This window comes from Pseudomonas sp. MF08817 (assembly GCF_059862705.1).
Genome location: NZ_JCBCUY010000007.1, coordinates 89,497 through 104,392, shown reverse-complemented (window position 1 = coordinate 104,392; position 14,896 = coordinate 89,497). Strand labels below are relative to the sequence as shown.

Below are 14,896 nucleotides of genomic sequence, written 5' to 3'. Positions count from 1 at the left end.
CTGCGGTACATGCACGAGCACCCGCTACAACGCTTTTTCCGATCCCTGCGCGAACGCCCTACCTTCGGGTGGGAGCGCTATCAACGGCGCGATGTGCTGGTGATCGACCACCCACGCTGCCAAGCGGTGTTCAGCCGCCAGGGCGCGCAACTCCTGCACTTCCAGCCCACCGGGCAAAAGCCCTGGCTGTGGTGCGCGGCGAAGTGGCCGCAGGTGGGTGCCATCCGCGGTGGGGTGCCGGTGTGCTGGCCCTGGTACGGCCGCCATCCTAGCGAAAACGCCTGGCCGTCCCACGGGTGGGCGCGGCTGATCGACTGGAAGCTGTTGGCCAGCCACGCTGGCGTCGACGGTGTGCGCTTGCACTGGCGCTTGCAGCTGTGCGACTGGCAAGTGGACCTGCACGCCCACCTGGGCGAACGCATGGACCTGCGCCTGAGCACCGAGCACCAAGACAGCGAACCCTGCCATTTGAGCCAGGCCTTGCATGCCTACTGGCGCGTTGGCGACGCTGCCGAGACAGCGCTGTCTGGGCTGGAGGACGCCGAAGGCTACGACCCACTCAACCGCACCAAGTACCGGCATAGCGGCGAGTTGAGCGTGGTGGGCGGCTGCCAACGGGTGTTCCGCCACGACGGCGAGTTGCAGCTCAAGGACCGCGCCTGGCAGCGCGAACTGTGCATCGACACCGGGCACGCGGCGGACACGGTGGTTTGGCACCCGGGCACTCGGCCGCTGTTGGGCGTGAGCTGGAACGAGGTGGCGCAGTTCGTCTGCGTCGAAGCGGCCAGCGGCTGCACCACTCGCCAGAGCCTGGCACCGGGGGAGACGGCGCACTTGAGTTTGCAGGCGCGGGCGGGGGGCGATTGCAGGGGGGGTGTGAGGCTAGGTTCTGGTGGGAGCGAGCCTGCTCGCGATAGCGGTGCGCCCGCCCCGCCCGCCGTTAGCCGAGTACCTCTGTCGTAGAGGGTTGCGCGATAAAGGCTTCGATTCCACCGCAGTTTTTCAGTCCAGATCATCCCCCACCGGATAACGGCTGGCATTGAGGCTTTCTTTGATCTTGCGCAGGTGTGGCTGAAAATCCACGCCACGGCGCAGGGTCATGCCGGTGGCCAGCACGTCGAGCACGGTGAGCTGGATGATGCGCGAGGTCATGGGCATATAGATGTCGGTGTCTTCGGGCAGCGGGATGTTCAGGCTCAGGGTGCTGGCCTTGGCCAGAGGCGAGCCGGCGGCGGTCAGGCCCAGCACCGAAGCGCCGTTTTCCCGGGCGATGCGCGCCACTTCCACCAGTTCGCGGGTGCGCCCGGTGTAGGAAATAATCACGAACAGCTCCCCCGTGTGGGCCACCGAGGCAATCATGCGCTGCATCAGCACGTCGGCGTGGGCGGTGACGGCCAGGTTGAAGCGGAAGAATTTGTGCTGCGCGTCCAGGGCCACCGGGGCCGAGGCGCCAAGGCCGAAGAAGTGGATCTGGCGGGCCTGGATCAGCAGGTCGACAGCGCGGCTGACCAGGTTCGGGTCCAGGGCCTGGCAGGCACTGTCCAGCGAGGCGATGGCGCTGCCGAAGATCTTTTGGGTGTAGGCCTCGGGGTTGTCGTCGGCCTCCACCGCGCGGCTGACATAGGCCGCGCCGCTGGCCAGGCTCTGGGCCAGTTGCAGCTTGAGCTCCGGGTAGCCGCTGACGCCGAACGAGCGGCAGAAGCGGTTGACCGTTGGCTCGCTGACCGAAGCGGCCTGGGCGAGGGCGGCAATGCTGAAACGGGTGGCCTGCTGGGGGTTGAGCAGGATCACTTCGGCGACCTTGCGTTCAGCTTTGTTCAGTTCTTCGAGGCGTTTCTGGATCTGTTCCAGGAGATTTCGCACGCGGTCCATTCAGGTTTCCTAGGTCGGCAATGCAAATGGAAGTCGGACTTATCCGGGCTTCGGCGGTGGCCTATCCTACTGATGGCTCCGGCCATCCACCACTGGGATTCTGTATTCTGAAAAAATGTTGTGGTTATTACTACATTTTTCCTTGAGCGATGCCTTGAAAAAAGGTATTTGTAGCTTAACTTGATAAAAGAACCAACATCATGCCCTCGATAACGGTTGAACCGTGCACCTTTGCCTTGTTCGGCGCCCTCGGCGACCTGGCCCTTCGCAAGTTGTTCCCAGCCTTGTATCAACTCGATGGCGCCGGCCTGCTGCATGACGACACGCGCATCATTGCCCTGGCCCGCGAGCCCGGCAGCGAAGCCGAGCATTTGGCGTTTATCGCCGCCGAGTTGCGCCGCTACGTCGGCGCCCAGGCGCTGGACGAGGCGGTGCTCGAGCGTTTTCTTGCACGCCTGAGCTATTTGCACGTGGATTTCCTCAGGGCTGAGGACTACCCGGCCCTGGCCGAGATGGCGGGCAGCGGCCCACGCCTGATTGCCTATTTCGCCACGCCGGCGGCGGTGTACGGCGCGATCTGCGAGCACCTGGCCAGCGTGGGCCTGGTGGAAAACACCCGGGTGGTGCTGGAAAAACCCATCGGTTCGGACTTGGAGTCCTCGCGCAAGGTCAACGACGCCGTGGCGCAGTTCTTCCCTGAGAACCGCATCTACCGCATCGACCACTACCTGGGCAAAGAGACGGTGCAGAACCTCATCGCCCTGCGCTTTGCCAACAGCCTGTTTGAAACCCAGTGGAACCAGCACTACATCTCCCATGTGGAAATCACCGTGGCCGAGAAGGTCGGCATCGAAGGCCGCTGGGGCTATTTCGACAAGGCCGGGCAACTGCGCGACATGATCCAGAACCACTTGCTGCAACTGCTCTGCCTGATCGCCATGGACCCGCCGGCGGACCTCTCCGCCGACAGCATCCGCGACGAGAAGGTCAAGGTGCTCAAGGCCCTGGCGCCCATCAGCCCGGAAGGCCTGACCACCCAAGTGGTGCGCGGCCAGTACATCGCCGGCTACAGCGAAGGCAAACCGGTGCCCGGCTACTTGGAAGAGCCCAACTCCAACACCCAGAGCGACACCGAAACCTTCGTTGCCCTGCGCGCCGACATCCGCAACTGGCGCTGGGCCGGGGTGCCGTTCTACTTGCGCACCGGCAAGCGCATGCCGCAAAAGCTGTCGCAGATCGTCATCCACTTCAAAGAGCCGTCGCACTACATCTTCGCCCCCGAGCAGCGCCTGCAAATCAGCAACAAACTGATTATTCGCCTGCAACCGGACGAGGGCATTTCCCTGCGGGTGATGACCAAGGAGCAGGGCCTGGACAAGGGCATGCAGCTGCGCAGCGGGCCTTTGCAGCTGAATTTTTCCGACACCTACCGCAGCGCGCGGATTCCCGATGCCTACGAACGGTTGCTGCTGGAAGTGATGCGCGGCAACCAGAACCTGTTTGTGCGCAAAGACGAAATCGAAGCGGCGTGGAAGTGGTGTGACCAACTGATCGCGGGTTGGAAAAAATCCGGCGACGCACCCAAGCCCTACGCGGCTGGGTCCTGGGGGCCGATGAGTTCCATTGCCCTCATCACACGAGACGGGAGATCTTGGTATGGCGATATCTGAATTGAAACTGCCGGCCGGCGTGCAGGCCCATGAGCTGCGCAGCCCCGTGCTGCTGGCCGAGGGTTTGGCGCTGAACGTGGCCGAACACCTGCGCGTGGCTATCGCCGCCCGTGGCACGGCGGTGTTGGTGGTGTCGGGCGGGCGCAGCCCGGTGGCGTTTTTCCAGCACCTGGCCAAGCAGGCGCTGGATTGGTCCAAGGTGCTGGTGACCCTGGCCGATGAGCGCTGGGTGCCGGTGGAACATGCCGACAGCAATGCCGGCCTGCTCAAGCGCTACCTGTTGCAGGGGCCGGCGGCCAACGCCCGGTTCCTGAGCCTGTACAGCGCCAGCGCCAACCTGGAGGAAGCGGCGGCCCACGCCGATCGCCTACTGGCCGAACTGCCGGGCATCGACGTATTGGTGCTGGGCATGGGCGACGACGGCCACACCGCGTCGTTGTTCCCCAGCAGCCCGAACCTGGTCGAGGCTCTCAAGCCTGATGGCGAGCGCCGTTGCTGGCCGATGCTAGCGCCCAGCGTGCCTCATCAGCGCTTGAGCATGAGCCGCGCCTTGCTGGCCTCGGCGCGCTTTACCGCGCTGTCGATCAGCGGCCAATCGAAACTGCACACCCTTAATGCCGCACTGGCCGGTGGCGATCTCGCCGAGATGCCGATTCGTGCCTTCTTGCAACCTCCGTTAGAGATTTACTGGTGCCCATGAGCCAAGGATCAGCCGCGATGAAAACCCCACAGCCTACCGTTTCCATGGCGGCCAAGACTGCCCTGATCGACAGCCTCTGCGCCAAGGCGCGGATCCTGCCGGTCATCACCATCGCCCGCGAGCAGGACATCCTGCCCCTCGCCGATGCCCTGGCGGCGGGCGGTTTGAGCGCCCTGGAAGTGACCCTGCGTTCGCAGTTCGGCCTGCGCGCCATTCAGGTGCTGCGCGAGCAACGCCCGGAACTGGTAACCGGTGCCGGCACGGTGCTGGATCGCACCAGCCTGGCGGCGGCCGAAGCGGCGGGTTCGCAGTTCATCGTCACCCCGGGCATTACCCGTGACCTGCTGGAAGCCAGCGTCGATAGCGCCATCCCGCTGTTGCCGGGCATCAGCAATGCTTCGGGGATCATGGAGGGCTACGCGCTGGGCTATCGCCGCTTCAAGCTGTTCCCGGCCGAAGTCAGCGGCGGCGTGGCGGCGATCAAGGCCCTGGGCGGCCCGTTTGGCGAGGTGAAATTCTGCCCCACCGGCGGTGTCGGCCCGGCCAACATCAAGAGCTACATGGCCCTCAAAAATGTGATGTGCGTGGGCGGCAGTTGGATGCTCGACCCCGAGTGGGTGAAAAACGGCGACTGGGCGCGTATCCAGGAATGCACCGCCCAGGCGCTCGCCTTGCTCGATTAATTGTTTTCAAACGTTAGGTAGTTGTTCTACGGCTTTACGGCGCACTTGGTCAGTGCGCCGTTTTTTTTTTGCATGGTCATTTTTTGCAAAGACTTCACGGATTATTGATGTGGAGATTTCCAAGAGCGCTATCTACGCTCAGTCAAGTTCCTGTGCGCAACAGGACCACTAAAACTAAACATATGGATGTGTTTATGAAGAAAACTCCTATCAACCCGTCGGTCTTAGATAAGGCCGCCAGTGTGAATAGTCCCATGTGTCTATTCTCCCCCGAGCAAATCGCCGGGCCTTACTTCAAGAATGACCGGCTCGAACGCTTCGATATCACAGAAGGGGCGGCGGGCGTGCCATTGCAATTGAACTTAAAAGTGCTCCATGCCTGTACTGGCGAACCTGTCGAGGGGGTGCTGGTGGATGTTTGGCACTGCAATGCCCAGGGCCGCTACTCAGGCTGGAGTGCGGTCGACCCGGATCAGGAGGCTCCTTCGGGGGAGATCGGTGCCATTGCCCGTACTGATGAAGACACTTACCTGCGTGGCTGCGGTTTTACCGACCGTCATGGTCGGCGTGAGTTTCTGACGATATTTCCGGGCTTCTATGCCGGACGCGCCATTCATGTGCATGTTGCAGTAAGGAAAGTTCTGGAGCACGACCATGATCGGCATGTTGCCTACGTGGGGCAGTTGTACTTTCCGGAACTAATTTCCTCGCAGATTAATGAACTTCCAGATTATGCCGGTAGGAAAATATCGCGTCTGACTAATGCCAAGGATGAGATTTACAGTGAAATGGATGGTTATGGAACTTTAATGGACGTTGGCTGGATTAACCGTGGTTCCAAAGATGAGCGTCTATTGGCAAGTGCCGTTATTGGTATCGATCCTGAGGCTTTTTCCCAGCATATAAAACCTGAAGACTTCGATAAGCCTACGGTTTGAACCCCACGCCAAGGCATAGGTGGCGCCTGCCGCCAGAGGCTGTGGGAGTGGGCTTGCCCGCGATAGTGGTGGGTCAGGCCGTAAAGAGGTGCAGGCCCGGCCTCTTCGCGGGCGGGCCCGCTCCCACACGAGCCCGCTTGCACAGAGATGATTCATTCCCCCTGGGACACATTGCGCTCAGAGGCTCAGTTCACGCAGGGCCTTGGCAAATCGGTGCATATCTGCCGCCGAGGTGGCGAACCCCGGGGTGATGCGGATGCACGGTCCGCAGGCCGAGCCGCTGCGCACCACGGTGAACAGGTTGTAGTCGCGCAGCAGGCGCTCGGCCATGTCTTGCTGGTCGCGGCCGACGAACCGCAACGAGGTGATGCCGCCATACAGGCGCGGATCGTCCGGGATCATGATTTCGATGTCTTCTATATCCTGCACTTGCCGCACCCACAGGTTGCGCAGGTACTTGAGCCGCGCGCCCTTGGTGGCCGCGCCGCCCAGGTTGCGGTGTTCTTCGAGTACCAGGGGCAAGGTCAACAGCGCTGGAATATTGGGCGTGGCATAGGGCGTGCGGGCACGCACATCGGTGGCTGGGTAGTGGCTCTCGCCCATGTCCGGGTCAATGTCCGCCAGGCGTTGGGGGTCGATGTAGAGCACGCCCTGGGTCAGCGGCGCGCCGATCCATTTATGCAAGTTGAAGCCGGCAAAGGCGATACCCAGGTACGCCAGGTTGAACTCGATCTGGCCCAGGGCGTGGGCGCCGTCGAGGATCACGTCGATCCCGTGTTCTCGGGCGGCGGCAGCAATAGCGGCCACCGGCATCACCAGGCCGGTGCGGTGGGTGACGTGGGTCAGGGCCATTAATTTAAGCCGTGGATGGCGGGCGAACGCCTCGCGATAGGCGCCTACCAGGCTGTCGAAACTGGCAGGGTGCGGGTGCTCGATCTGGATCACCTCCACGCCCCGGTGCCGGCCCAGCCACTGCATCGCGCCTTTGACCGTGTCGTACTCCAGGTCGCAGAACAACACCTGGTCGCCCGGTTGCAGGCGGTTGTAGTTGCGAATCAGCGACTGCAAAGCGTCGGTGGCGCTATGGGTGAGGGCTACGGCTTCGGCAGGGGCTTGCAAGAGGTCGGCCACCTGGCGGTGGATCTCGGTGCTCTGGGCCTGCTCGAAACGCTGGCGCGCATACAGCGAGTTGCTGCGGTTGATAAAGGCGATATTGCGCTGGTACTCGTCCAGTACCGTGTCAGTCATGCGGCCGAAGTAGCCATTTTCCAGGTTGATGGGCCCGGGCTCGGTTTCATAGCGCGCAGCGAAGGTCTGCCAGAAGGCTTCATCGTAGGCGTGATAGTTGTGCTCGGGCATGGGGCGCTCGGTCAGTGGCGAGGTTTGGGCTTGCCGTGCTTTTCCCGCAAGGGGTCAAGCAAGTCGGACAAACCGTTATGGTCGATTTCCTGCATTAGGGCCAGTAAGCCGCCCAATTCACCGTGGGGGAAGCCTTCACGGGCGAACCAGTTCAGGTACTGGCCGGGCAGGTCGGCGAGGATGCGACCTTTGTATTTGCCAAAGGGCATTTGCCGGGTGACCAGCAATTCGAGTTTTTCGGGGTTCATGGCGCGGCCGTATGAATTCAACCCTTGGAAAATACAGGCATTCTGCATGCAGGCCAATTGACAGATCATGCAAATAGCGCGGGTAAGAATTTTTGCTTAATTCATAAGTTATTGAAAATTAAGGTTAATTTTTTAATCGCCAAGCTGGCACGCAGGGTGCAATACCTATTGCACGATCCTCAACCCGCAAGGAATTGGAAAATGACTGACGTAAATAAAGAATCGATCTCTGTACTTAACGACCTGATCGAAACCAGCAAGGACGGCCAGGAAGGATTCAAGACCTGTGCCGAAGACATCAAACACCCTGAGCTCAAGGCGCTGTTCCAGAAGCGTTCGGCCGATTGCGCCAGCGCCGCGGCCGAGTTGCAGAGCGCCGTGCGTGCCCTGGGCGGCGACCCAGAAACCAGCACCAGCGTGGCGGGCGATTTGCACCGTCGTTGGGTCGACCTCAAGTCCCTGGTCACCGGTAAGGACGAAGAAGCGGTGCTTAACGAAGCCGAGCGCGGCGAAGACCATGCGCTGAAGGCCTATAAGGAAGCCCTGGAAAAAATCACCAAACACAACCTAGTGGGCATTCGTGACCTGGTTGAGCGCCAGTACCACGGTGTGCAACGCAACCATGACCAGGTCAAGGCCCTGCGTAACCAGGCCCGCGCCCACTCGTAAGTTGCTCTGAAAGCTTGTCAAAAACGCCAGTTCAACTGGCGTTTTTTTGTGCCTTGGATTTAACGCTGGACGGATATAGATAGCTAGCTAATAATTTGCCGGCCGCTCTGGCACTGTCCTTTCGTGTATCGCGACTATCGTTAGCCTGTTCTCTTCTGAGTGTTCTTCGTGCTTATAACTTTGCGGGCCTTGTTGGCGCCCGATTTTCGCGCTGTGCAATTTGCGACCAAGACCCTGCTCGGCGGCGGGCTGGCCTTGTGGCTGGCGCTGCGCTGGGGCCTGGAGCAACCGGCGTGGGCGTTGATGACGGCGTTTATCGTCGCTCAGCCGCTGTCGGGCATGGTGGCGCAGAAGGGGCTGGCGCGGCTGGTGGGCACGCTGGTGGGGACCATCATGTCGGTGGTGTTCATGGGCCTGTTCGCCCAGACGCCGTGGTTGTTCCTGCTCGCCCTGGCGCTGTGGCTGGGCCTGTGCACGGCGTTTTCCACCCTGTTGCGCAGCGCCTGGTCGTACGCCTTCGTGCTGGCCGGCTACACCGTAGCCATCATCGCCTTGCCGGCCTTGAGCCATCCGTTGTCGGTGTTCGACCAAGCGGTGGCACGTTGTACAGAAATCAGCTTGGGCATCCTTTGTGCCACGGCCAGCAGTGCACTGCTGTGGCCGATGCGGGTAGAGCGGCAATTGGCCGACCAGGCCCAGGCCGCATGGCAAAGCGCTATGCAAGCGGCGCGCGCCACGCTGGCCGGCGATGCTCTGGCGCGCAAGGGCTTGCTGGAGATTCTTGGGCGCATCGTCGCCGTTGACGCCCAGCGCGAACACGCCTGGTTTGAGGGGGGGTTGGGGCGCCAGCGGGCGCGGGCCATCAGCGGCCTGAGCCAGAAGTTGCTGATGCTGCTGCGCATGTCGCGCTCGGTGCGGCGCCAGTGGCGGCAACTGGAAGAGCCCGAAGTGACGCAGTTGCAGCCGTGGATGGAGGCGGTACAGCAAGCGTTGCAAGTGTGCGATGTGGCGACCTTGCAGGACTTGCGCCCGCGGTTGCTGGACGCGTCCCACGACCCGGCCATCAGCGCCGCGCAAAGCTATTGTCTGGCGCGTTTTGCCTTGCTGCTCGATACCGCTTTGGCGGCGGCCACCGCCCTGGACGCGGTGAAGGAGGGCAGGGACCCGGTGCAAGCCCCCGCCACCCTGGCCCCGCACCGCGATCTGTCCCTGGCCCTGGTGTTCGGCGCGCGCAGCGCCTTGGCGTTTCTCGCGGTGGCGTGCTTCTGGATGGCCACGGCTTGGCCCGCGGCGTCCGGCGCGATGCTGCTGACGTGCGTGGTGTGCAGCCTGTTTGCCAGCCGGGAGAACGGCGCGCAGATCGGCATGAGCTTTTTACGCGGCATCCTGCTGGCGGTGCCGGTGGCGTTTTTGGTGGGCGAGATCCTGCTGCCACAACTGAGCAGTTTCGCCATGATGTGCCTGGTGATGGCCGGGCCGTTGTTTTTCGGCGCTTTGGGCATGGCCAAGCCGCAGATTGGCGCGACGGCCACGTCCTTCTGCCTGCACTTCATTGTGTTGATCGCCCCGCTCAACGCCATGCAGTACGACGTCGCCTATTTCTTCAACAGTGCCCAGGCCATGATGATCGGCGTGGGCGCGGCGGTGCTGGCCTTCCATTTGCTGATTCTGCGCAACCCGGCCTGGCACGGCCGGCGCTTGCTCGCGGCGACGCTGCACGACCTGGTGCGCCTGACCCGGCGCAACCTGCGCGGCGCCGAGAGTTGGTTCGGCGGGCGCATGGCCGACCGTTTGCTGCAATTGGCCCGGCATTACCCGGAGCTGCCGCAGCAAGCCCGCAGCCGTTGGGATGACGGTTTGCTGGGCCTGGATGTGGGCGATGAATTGCTGCACCTGCGCCTGAGCCTGGCAGGGGCGCAAGTGCCGGTGGATGCCGCGCAGCGGGCTTATTTTTCGCACTTGCAACATGTGCTGGAGCAAGGCCCGGCCGGCAGCCGCGCCGAGGCCCTGGCCGCCCCCAGCGCCGCGTTCCTGGGCAGCCTGCAAGCCCTGCCGCCCAGCGAGGCGCTAAAACTGGCGCAAGGCGCGGTGGTGCAACTGCAACAGAGCTGGCGCACCTGGTGCCGCCAACAGGAGGAACATCATGGGGCTGCGTGAGTGGTCGATGGGCGGCATTTTGCTCAGCCCGTTTTTGATTTATGTGCTGCTGGCGCTGCTGCTCACGGGGGCGCTGCGGCTGTTGCTGCGCTTGACCCCGTTGGGCGGCTGGATCTGGCATGAAGCTTTGTTCGACTGCGCGTTGTACGTGTGCGTCCTGACCCTGGTCACCGTTGTCCTCGGACCTTTATAAGGAGTTACCCATGCGTACATCCGTACGTGTCGCTATTACCCTGTGCCTGGTGGCCGTGGCGGTGTTCGCCGGTTTCCACTTGTGGCAGTACTACATGCTCACGCCCTGGACCCGCGATGCGCGCATCCGCGCCGACGTGGTGGTGGTCGCGCCGGACGTGTCCGGGTGGGTGCGCCAGCTCAAGGTGGCCGACAACCAACCGGTCAAGGCCGGCGACTTGCTGTTGAGCATCGACCGTGAACGCTTCGAGGCGGCAGTGGAGAAAGCGCAAGCGGTGGTGCAGACCCGCCAGCAGCAACTGAGCCTGCGCGAGCACGAAGCCAGCCGCCGCGCCAGCCTGGGGCCCCAGGCCATCAGTGCCGAGTTGCGCGAGAACGCCCAGATCAACGCCGGTATCGCCCGTGGCGAGTTGCGCCAGGCCCAGGCCGAAGCCAAGGTCGCCGAACTCAACCTGGCCCGCAGCCAGGTGCATGCGCCGCGCAGCGGGCACATCACTAACCTGCGCCTGGCCGAGGGCAACTTCGTCAATGCCGGGCAACCGGTGATGGCGCTGGTGGATGATTCGACCTTTTACGTGCAGGCGTATTTCGAGGAAACCAAGTTGCCGCGCATCCGCGTCGGCGACCCGGTCAAGGTGTGGCTGATGAGCGCCGGGGAGGCGTTGCACGGCCATGTCGAAAGCATCAGCCGCGGCATCACCGACCGCAACGCCACGCCCGACGGGCAATTACTGGCCCAGGTCGAGCCGACGTTCAACTGGGTGCGCCTGGCGCAGCGGATTCCGGTGCGGATCAAGTTGGACGCTTTGCCCGACGGCGTCACCCTCAGTTCCGGGATGACCGCCAGTGTGCAGGTGCAGGAAGCCCCGTAAGGCTCCCGGGCGGGGCGATCAGCCGAAGCTGATGGGCCCCAGGGTGGTCAAGGTCACGGTTTGGGCCTTGCGCGGGGCGAGGATCTCGGCTTCGCCGTCCACCACCAGCTCATCGCGCTGGTTGAACACGCGGGTGGCAATGCGCACGCGGAACTTGGGCAGTTTTTCGAGGATTTCCAGGCGTACGGTGAGGGTGTCGCCCAGCTTGACCGGTTTCTGGAAGCTCATTTGCTGGCCCAGGTAGATGGTGCCCGGCCCAGGTAGCTCGCAGGCCACGGCCGCGCTGATAAGGGCGCCGCTGAACATGCCGTGGGCGATACGCTCCTTGAACATGGTGCCGGCGGCGTATTCAGCGTCCAGGTGCACTGGGTTGAAGTCCCCGGACATGGCGGCGAACAGCTGGATGTCGCGTTCTTCCACGGTCTTGCTGTAGCTGGCGGTCTGGCCGACTTCAAGGGCTTCGTACGGGGTGTTGGTTACCTGGGTCATCGAGAAAATCCTGGGTTGAAAAATGGCTCGCGTCATTCGCTGCGCGGCGGCCTGGGCTGCTGGAGCACCTGGTCGAGCCAGGCCAGCACGTCGCCGGTCACGGCATCGCGGTTGGTTTCGTTGAACAGTTCGTGGCGCGCCTGGGGGTAGATATTCAATTGCAGGCGTTGGCTGCCGGCCGTGCGCAGGGCGTCGGCCAGGTGGGTGAGACGCACGCCATTGCTCACCGGATCACATTCACCGCCCATCACCAGCAGCGGCAGGCCCGGATCGATCTGGGCGAGGTTGGACGCTTTGCTGATTTGCTGCAAGCCGCCGAGCATATCGACCCACAATTGGTTGGTGCAGCGAAAGCCGCACAGCGGGTCGTTGACGTACAAATCGACCTCGGCCGGGTCGCGGCTGAGCCAGTCGAACGCGGTGCGGTTGGGCTTGAACGCCTTGTTGAACGAGCCGAACGACAGCCAGTCGATCAGCCCGCTGCGCCCGGTGGCGCCTTGGCGCAGGCGTTCGAAGCGGGCGATCAGGCGCGCGGCGCGGTACAGCGCCACCGGTTGGAAATTCGAGCCGCTGAGGATCGCCCCTTGCAGGCTGGCGCTGTGGTGCAGCAGGTATGCCTGGGCGATGTAGCTGCCCATGCTGTGGCCCAACAGCACGATGGGCGTGCCCGGGTGCTGCTGGCCGATGTGCTGGTTCAGGCTGGCCAAGTCGCCGACCACTTTGCGCCAGCCGTCCTGGTCGGCGTAGTGCCCCAGCACGCCGCCCTGTTCGGCGGTCTTGCCGTGGCCGCGCAGGTCAGGGGCATAGAGGCCATGGCCGGCGGCGGTGAGGGCCTGGGCCAGGCGCGCGTAGCGGCCACTGTGTTCGGCCATGCCGTGGGCCAGCAAGATCACCGCCCGGGGTGGGGTTGGTGGCAACCATTGGTTGACATACAGGCGGCTGCGGTCGCTTGCGGCCAGCCAGAACGGTTCGTGGGTCATGGCGATTCCTTTGCGCGGGGTGGGGCGATTGTATCGCTCATTGAAGGTTAGCTGGCCGCCGGACTGGCGCGTTGGCAGCAAGATTCACGGTATCAATGACACTGCTGCGCATATTTGCCTCAAACGCCATAACTGCTAACGTCCCCAGAGCCCCGCTTTGCACAGGTACCGCGACGCGGCACGGAACACGCTCAGGTAACGAGGACAAGAACAATGCAACCTGATTTCTGGAATGACAAACGCCCGGCCGGTGTGCCCAACGAGATTGACCTGGGGGCCTACAAATCGGTCATCGAAGTCTTTGAGCGTTCCTGCAAAAAGTTCGCTGACCGCCCGGCGTTCAGCAACATGGGCATCACCCTGACCTATGCCGAGCTGGAGCGCTACAGCGCGGCCTTCGCCGGCTACCTGCAAGCCCACACCGACCTGCTGCCGGGCGACCGCATCGCGGTGCAGATGCCCAACGTTCTGCAATACCCGATTGCCGTGTTCGGTGCCTTGCGCGCCGGGCTGATTGTGGTCAACACCAACCCGCTGTACACCCCGCGGGAAATGCGCCACCAGTTCAAGGATTCCGGTGCCCGCGCCCTGGTGTACCTGAACATGTTCGGGGCGCGGGTCGAGGAAGTGCTGGCCGACACCGACATCCAATACCTGATCGAAGCGAAAATGGGCGACCTGATGCCCACGGCCAAGGGGTGGCTGGTCAACACCCTGGTCGACAAAGTGAAGAAAATGGTCCCGGCCTACAAGCTGCCTCAGGCCGTGCCGTTCAAGAGCACTCTGCGCCTGGGGCGTGGTCATGACATCAAACCACTGGACGTCAGCCTGGACGATGTTGCAGTACTGCAATACACCGGCGGCACCACGGGCCTGGCCAAGGGCGCGATGCTCACCCACGCCAACCTGGTGGCCAACATGCAGCAGGCCCGGGCGTGCCTGGGGCAGCTCGGCGACGACGGCCACCCACTGCTCAAAGAGGGCAAGGAGGTGATGATCGCGCCGCTGCCGCTCTATCACATCTATGCCTTCACCGCGAACTGCATGTGCATGATGGTGACCGGTAACCACAACGTCCTTATCACCAACCCGCGGGACATCGGCGCGTTCATCAAAGAGCTGAAAAACTGGCGCTTCTCGGCGCTGCTGGGGCTTAACACCCTGTTTGTGGCGCTGATGGAGCATCCGGATTTCAAGACCCTGGATTTTTCCGGGCTCAAGCTCACCAACTCCGGCGGCACCGCGCTGGTCAAGGCGACGGCCGAGCGTTGGGAGCAAATGACCGGTTGCCGGATCACCGAGGGTTATGGCCTGACCGAAACCTCACCCGTGGCCTGCACCAACCCCTACGGCAATCAATCGCGCCTGGGCACCGTGGGCATGCCGATTCCCGGCACGTTGCTCAAGGTCATCGACGACGAGGGCGTGGAGCAGCCGTTGGGCGAGCGGGGCGAGTTGTGCATCAAGGGCCCGCAGGTAATGAAGGGCTATTGGAACAAACCCGAAGCCACCGCCGAAGTGATGGATGCCGAGGGCTGGTTCAAGACCGGGGACGTGGCGGTGATTGAAGCCGACGGCTTTGTGCGCATTGTCGACCGAAAGAAAGACATGATTATCGTCTCGGGTTTCAACGTGTATCCCAACGAGATCGAAGATGTGGTGATGGCTCACCCGAAAGTGGCCAATTGCGCGGTTATTGGTGTACCGGACGAGCGTTCCGGCGAGGCGGTGAAGTTGTTTGTGGTGCCGCGTGAGTCGGGGGTCAGCCTTGAAGAGTTGAAGGCTTACTGCAAGGAGAACTTCACGGCTTATAAAGTCCCTAAACATATCGTGCTGCGTGATTCATTGCCCATGACGCCGGTGGGCAAGATCCTGCGCCGCGAACTTCGCGACATCGCCTAACCCCTACCTCCTCTCGCGGGCACCCCTGGCTTGTTGTAGGAGCTGGTGGCGCCCGCGCTGCTTTTTATAAACGCTGTAAACCCTGTTCTAGAGCCATCTTTGCAGGAATAGAATTTTTACTCTAAAAATGACTATTTAAGTGTCATGAGTCGCAAGTGTGACCGT

Annotated in this window: 14 protein-coding genes and 1 pseudogene; 10 read left to right on the top strand and 5 right to left on the bottom strand. The window is 62.5% G+C overall.

Features of this window, described 5'->3' with window-relative positions; translation table 11 throughout:
- Positions 1-9: 9 nt before the first annotated feature.
- Positions 10-858: pseudogene (locus AC19YR_RS06415) on the top strand (D-hexose-6-phosphate mutarotase); the annotation flags it as partial.
- Between the two features lie 144 nt (positions 859-1,002).
- Here the strand turns inward: AC19YR_RS06415 and AC19YR_RS06410 are convergent.
- Positions 1,003-1,863 (bottom strand): MurR/RpiR family transcriptional regulator, encoded by an 861-nt coding sequence (locus AC19YR_RS06410; RefSeq protein WP_176465039.1) that lies wholly within the window; start codon positions 1,861-1,863, stop codon positions 1,003-1,005.
- Between the two features lie 209 nt (positions 1,864-2,072).
- Between AC19YR_RS06410 and zwf the strand changes: the two genes are divergently transcribed.
- The 4 genes from zwf (at position 2,073) to AC19YR_RS06390 (ending at position 5,863) form a co-directional block, all read left to right on the top strand.
- Positions 2,073-3,542: a glucose-6-phosphate dehydrogenase gene (gene zwf / locus AC19YR_RS06405; protein ID WP_095106759.1), complete on the top strand. Its 1,470-nt coding sequence runs from the start codon at positions 2,073-2,075 to the stop codon at positions 3,540-3,542.
- Positions 3,529-4,242, top strand: coding sequence for a 6-phosphogluconolactonase (pgl, locus tag AC19YR_RS06400; RefSeq protein ID WP_095106761.1), 714 nt, complete (start codon positions 3,529-3,531; stop codon positions 4,240-4,242). The genes zwf and pgl overlap by 14 nt, the downstream gene beginning before the upstream one ends.
- Positions 4,243-4,259: 17 nt before the next feature.
- Entirely contained in the window at positions 4,260-4,925 is a 666-nt protein-coding gene (locus AC19YR_RS06395) for a bifunctional 4-hydroxy-2-oxoglutarate aldolase/2-dehydro-3-deoxy-phosphogluconate aldolase (protein WP_095106763.1), read from the top strand.
- 194 nt (positions 4,926-5,119) lie between these two features.
- Entirely contained in the window at positions 5,120-5,863 is a 744-nt protein-coding gene (locus AC19YR_RS06390) for an intradiol ring-cleavage dioxygenase (RefSeq protein ID WP_500597608.1), read from the top strand.
- A 177-nt stretch (positions 5,864-6,040) separates the two neighbouring features.
- Here AC19YR_RS06390 and AC19YR_RS06385 read toward each other — a convergent pair whose 3' ends face one another.
- Both AC19YR_RS06385 and AC19YR_RS06380 read right to left on the bottom strand, forming a co-directional pair.
- Positions 6,041-7,222, bottom strand: a complete 1,182-nt coding sequence (locus AC19YR_RS06385) for an aminotransferase class V-fold PLP-dependent enzyme (RefSeq protein ID WP_500597607.1) — start codon at positions 7,220-7,222, stop codon at positions 6,041-6,043.
- An 11-nt stretch (positions 7,223-7,233) separates the two neighbouring features.
- Complete coding sequence (locus AC19YR_RS06380) at positions 7,234-7,470, bottom strand: DUF3820 family protein (protein WP_095106767.1); 237 nt, start codon at positions 7,468-7,470, stop codon at positions 7,234-7,236.
- A gap of 201 nt (positions 7,471-7,671) precedes the next feature.
- On the opposite strand from AC19YR_RS06380, the gene AC19YR_RS06375 reads away from it, so the two are divergent.
- The 4 genes from AC19YR_RS06375 (at position 7,672) to AC19YR_RS06360 (ending at position 11,360) form a co-directional block, all read left to right on the top strand.
- The gene (locus tag AC19YR_RS06375) at positions 7,672-8,139 is read left to right on the top strand and encodes a ferritin-like domain-containing protein (protein WP_095106769.1); all 468 of its coding nucleotides are present in this window, start codon (positions 7,672-7,674) and stop codon (positions 8,137-8,139) included.
- Positions 8,140-8,307: 168 nt separating this feature from the next.
- Complete coding sequence (locus AC19YR_RS06370) at positions 8,308-10,296, top strand: FUSC family protein (RefSeq protein ID WP_095106771.1); 1,989 nt, start codon at positions 8,308-8,310, stop codon at positions 10,294-10,296.
- Positions 10,283-10,489: a DUF1656 domain-containing protein gene (locus tag AC19YR_RS06365; RefSeq protein ID WP_095106773.1), complete on the top strand. Its 207-nt coding sequence runs from the start codon at positions 10,283-10,285 to the stop codon at positions 10,487-10,489. The genes AC19YR_RS06370 and AC19YR_RS06365 overlap by 14 nt, the downstream gene beginning before the upstream one ends.
- A 10-nt stretch (positions 10,490-10,499) precedes the next feature.
- On the top strand, positions 10,500-11,360 hold the full coding sequence (locus tag AC19YR_RS06360) for an efflux RND transporter periplasmic adaptor subunit (RefSeq protein ID WP_095106775.1): 861 nt from the start codon (positions 10,500-10,502) through the stop codon (positions 11,358-11,360).
- A gap of 18 nt (positions 11,361-11,378) precedes the next feature.
- On the opposite strand, the gene AC19YR_RS06355 is transcribed toward AC19YR_RS06360, so the two are convergent.
- Positions 11,379-11,849 (bottom strand): MaoC family dehydratase, encoded by a 471-nt coding sequence (locus AC19YR_RS06355; RefSeq protein WP_095106777.1) that lies wholly within the window; start codon positions 11,847-11,849, stop codon positions 11,379-11,381.
- 32 nt (positions 11,850-11,881) lie between these two features.
- Positions 11,882-12,829, bottom strand: a complete 948-nt coding sequence (locus AC19YR_RS06350) for an alpha/beta hydrolase (RefSeq protein WP_500597606.1) — start codon at positions 12,827-12,829, stop codon at positions 11,882-11,884.
- A 213-nt stretch (positions 12,830-13,042) separates the two neighbouring features.
- Here AC19YR_RS06350 and fadD2 point away from each other — a divergent pair, with 213 nt between their 5' ends.
- Entirely contained in the window at positions 13,043-14,731 is a 1,689-nt protein-coding gene (fadD2, locus tag AC19YR_RS06345) for a long-chain-fatty-acid--CoA ligase FadD2 (protein WP_095106781.1), read from the top strand.
- Positions 14,732-14,896: the final 165 nt, after the last annotated feature.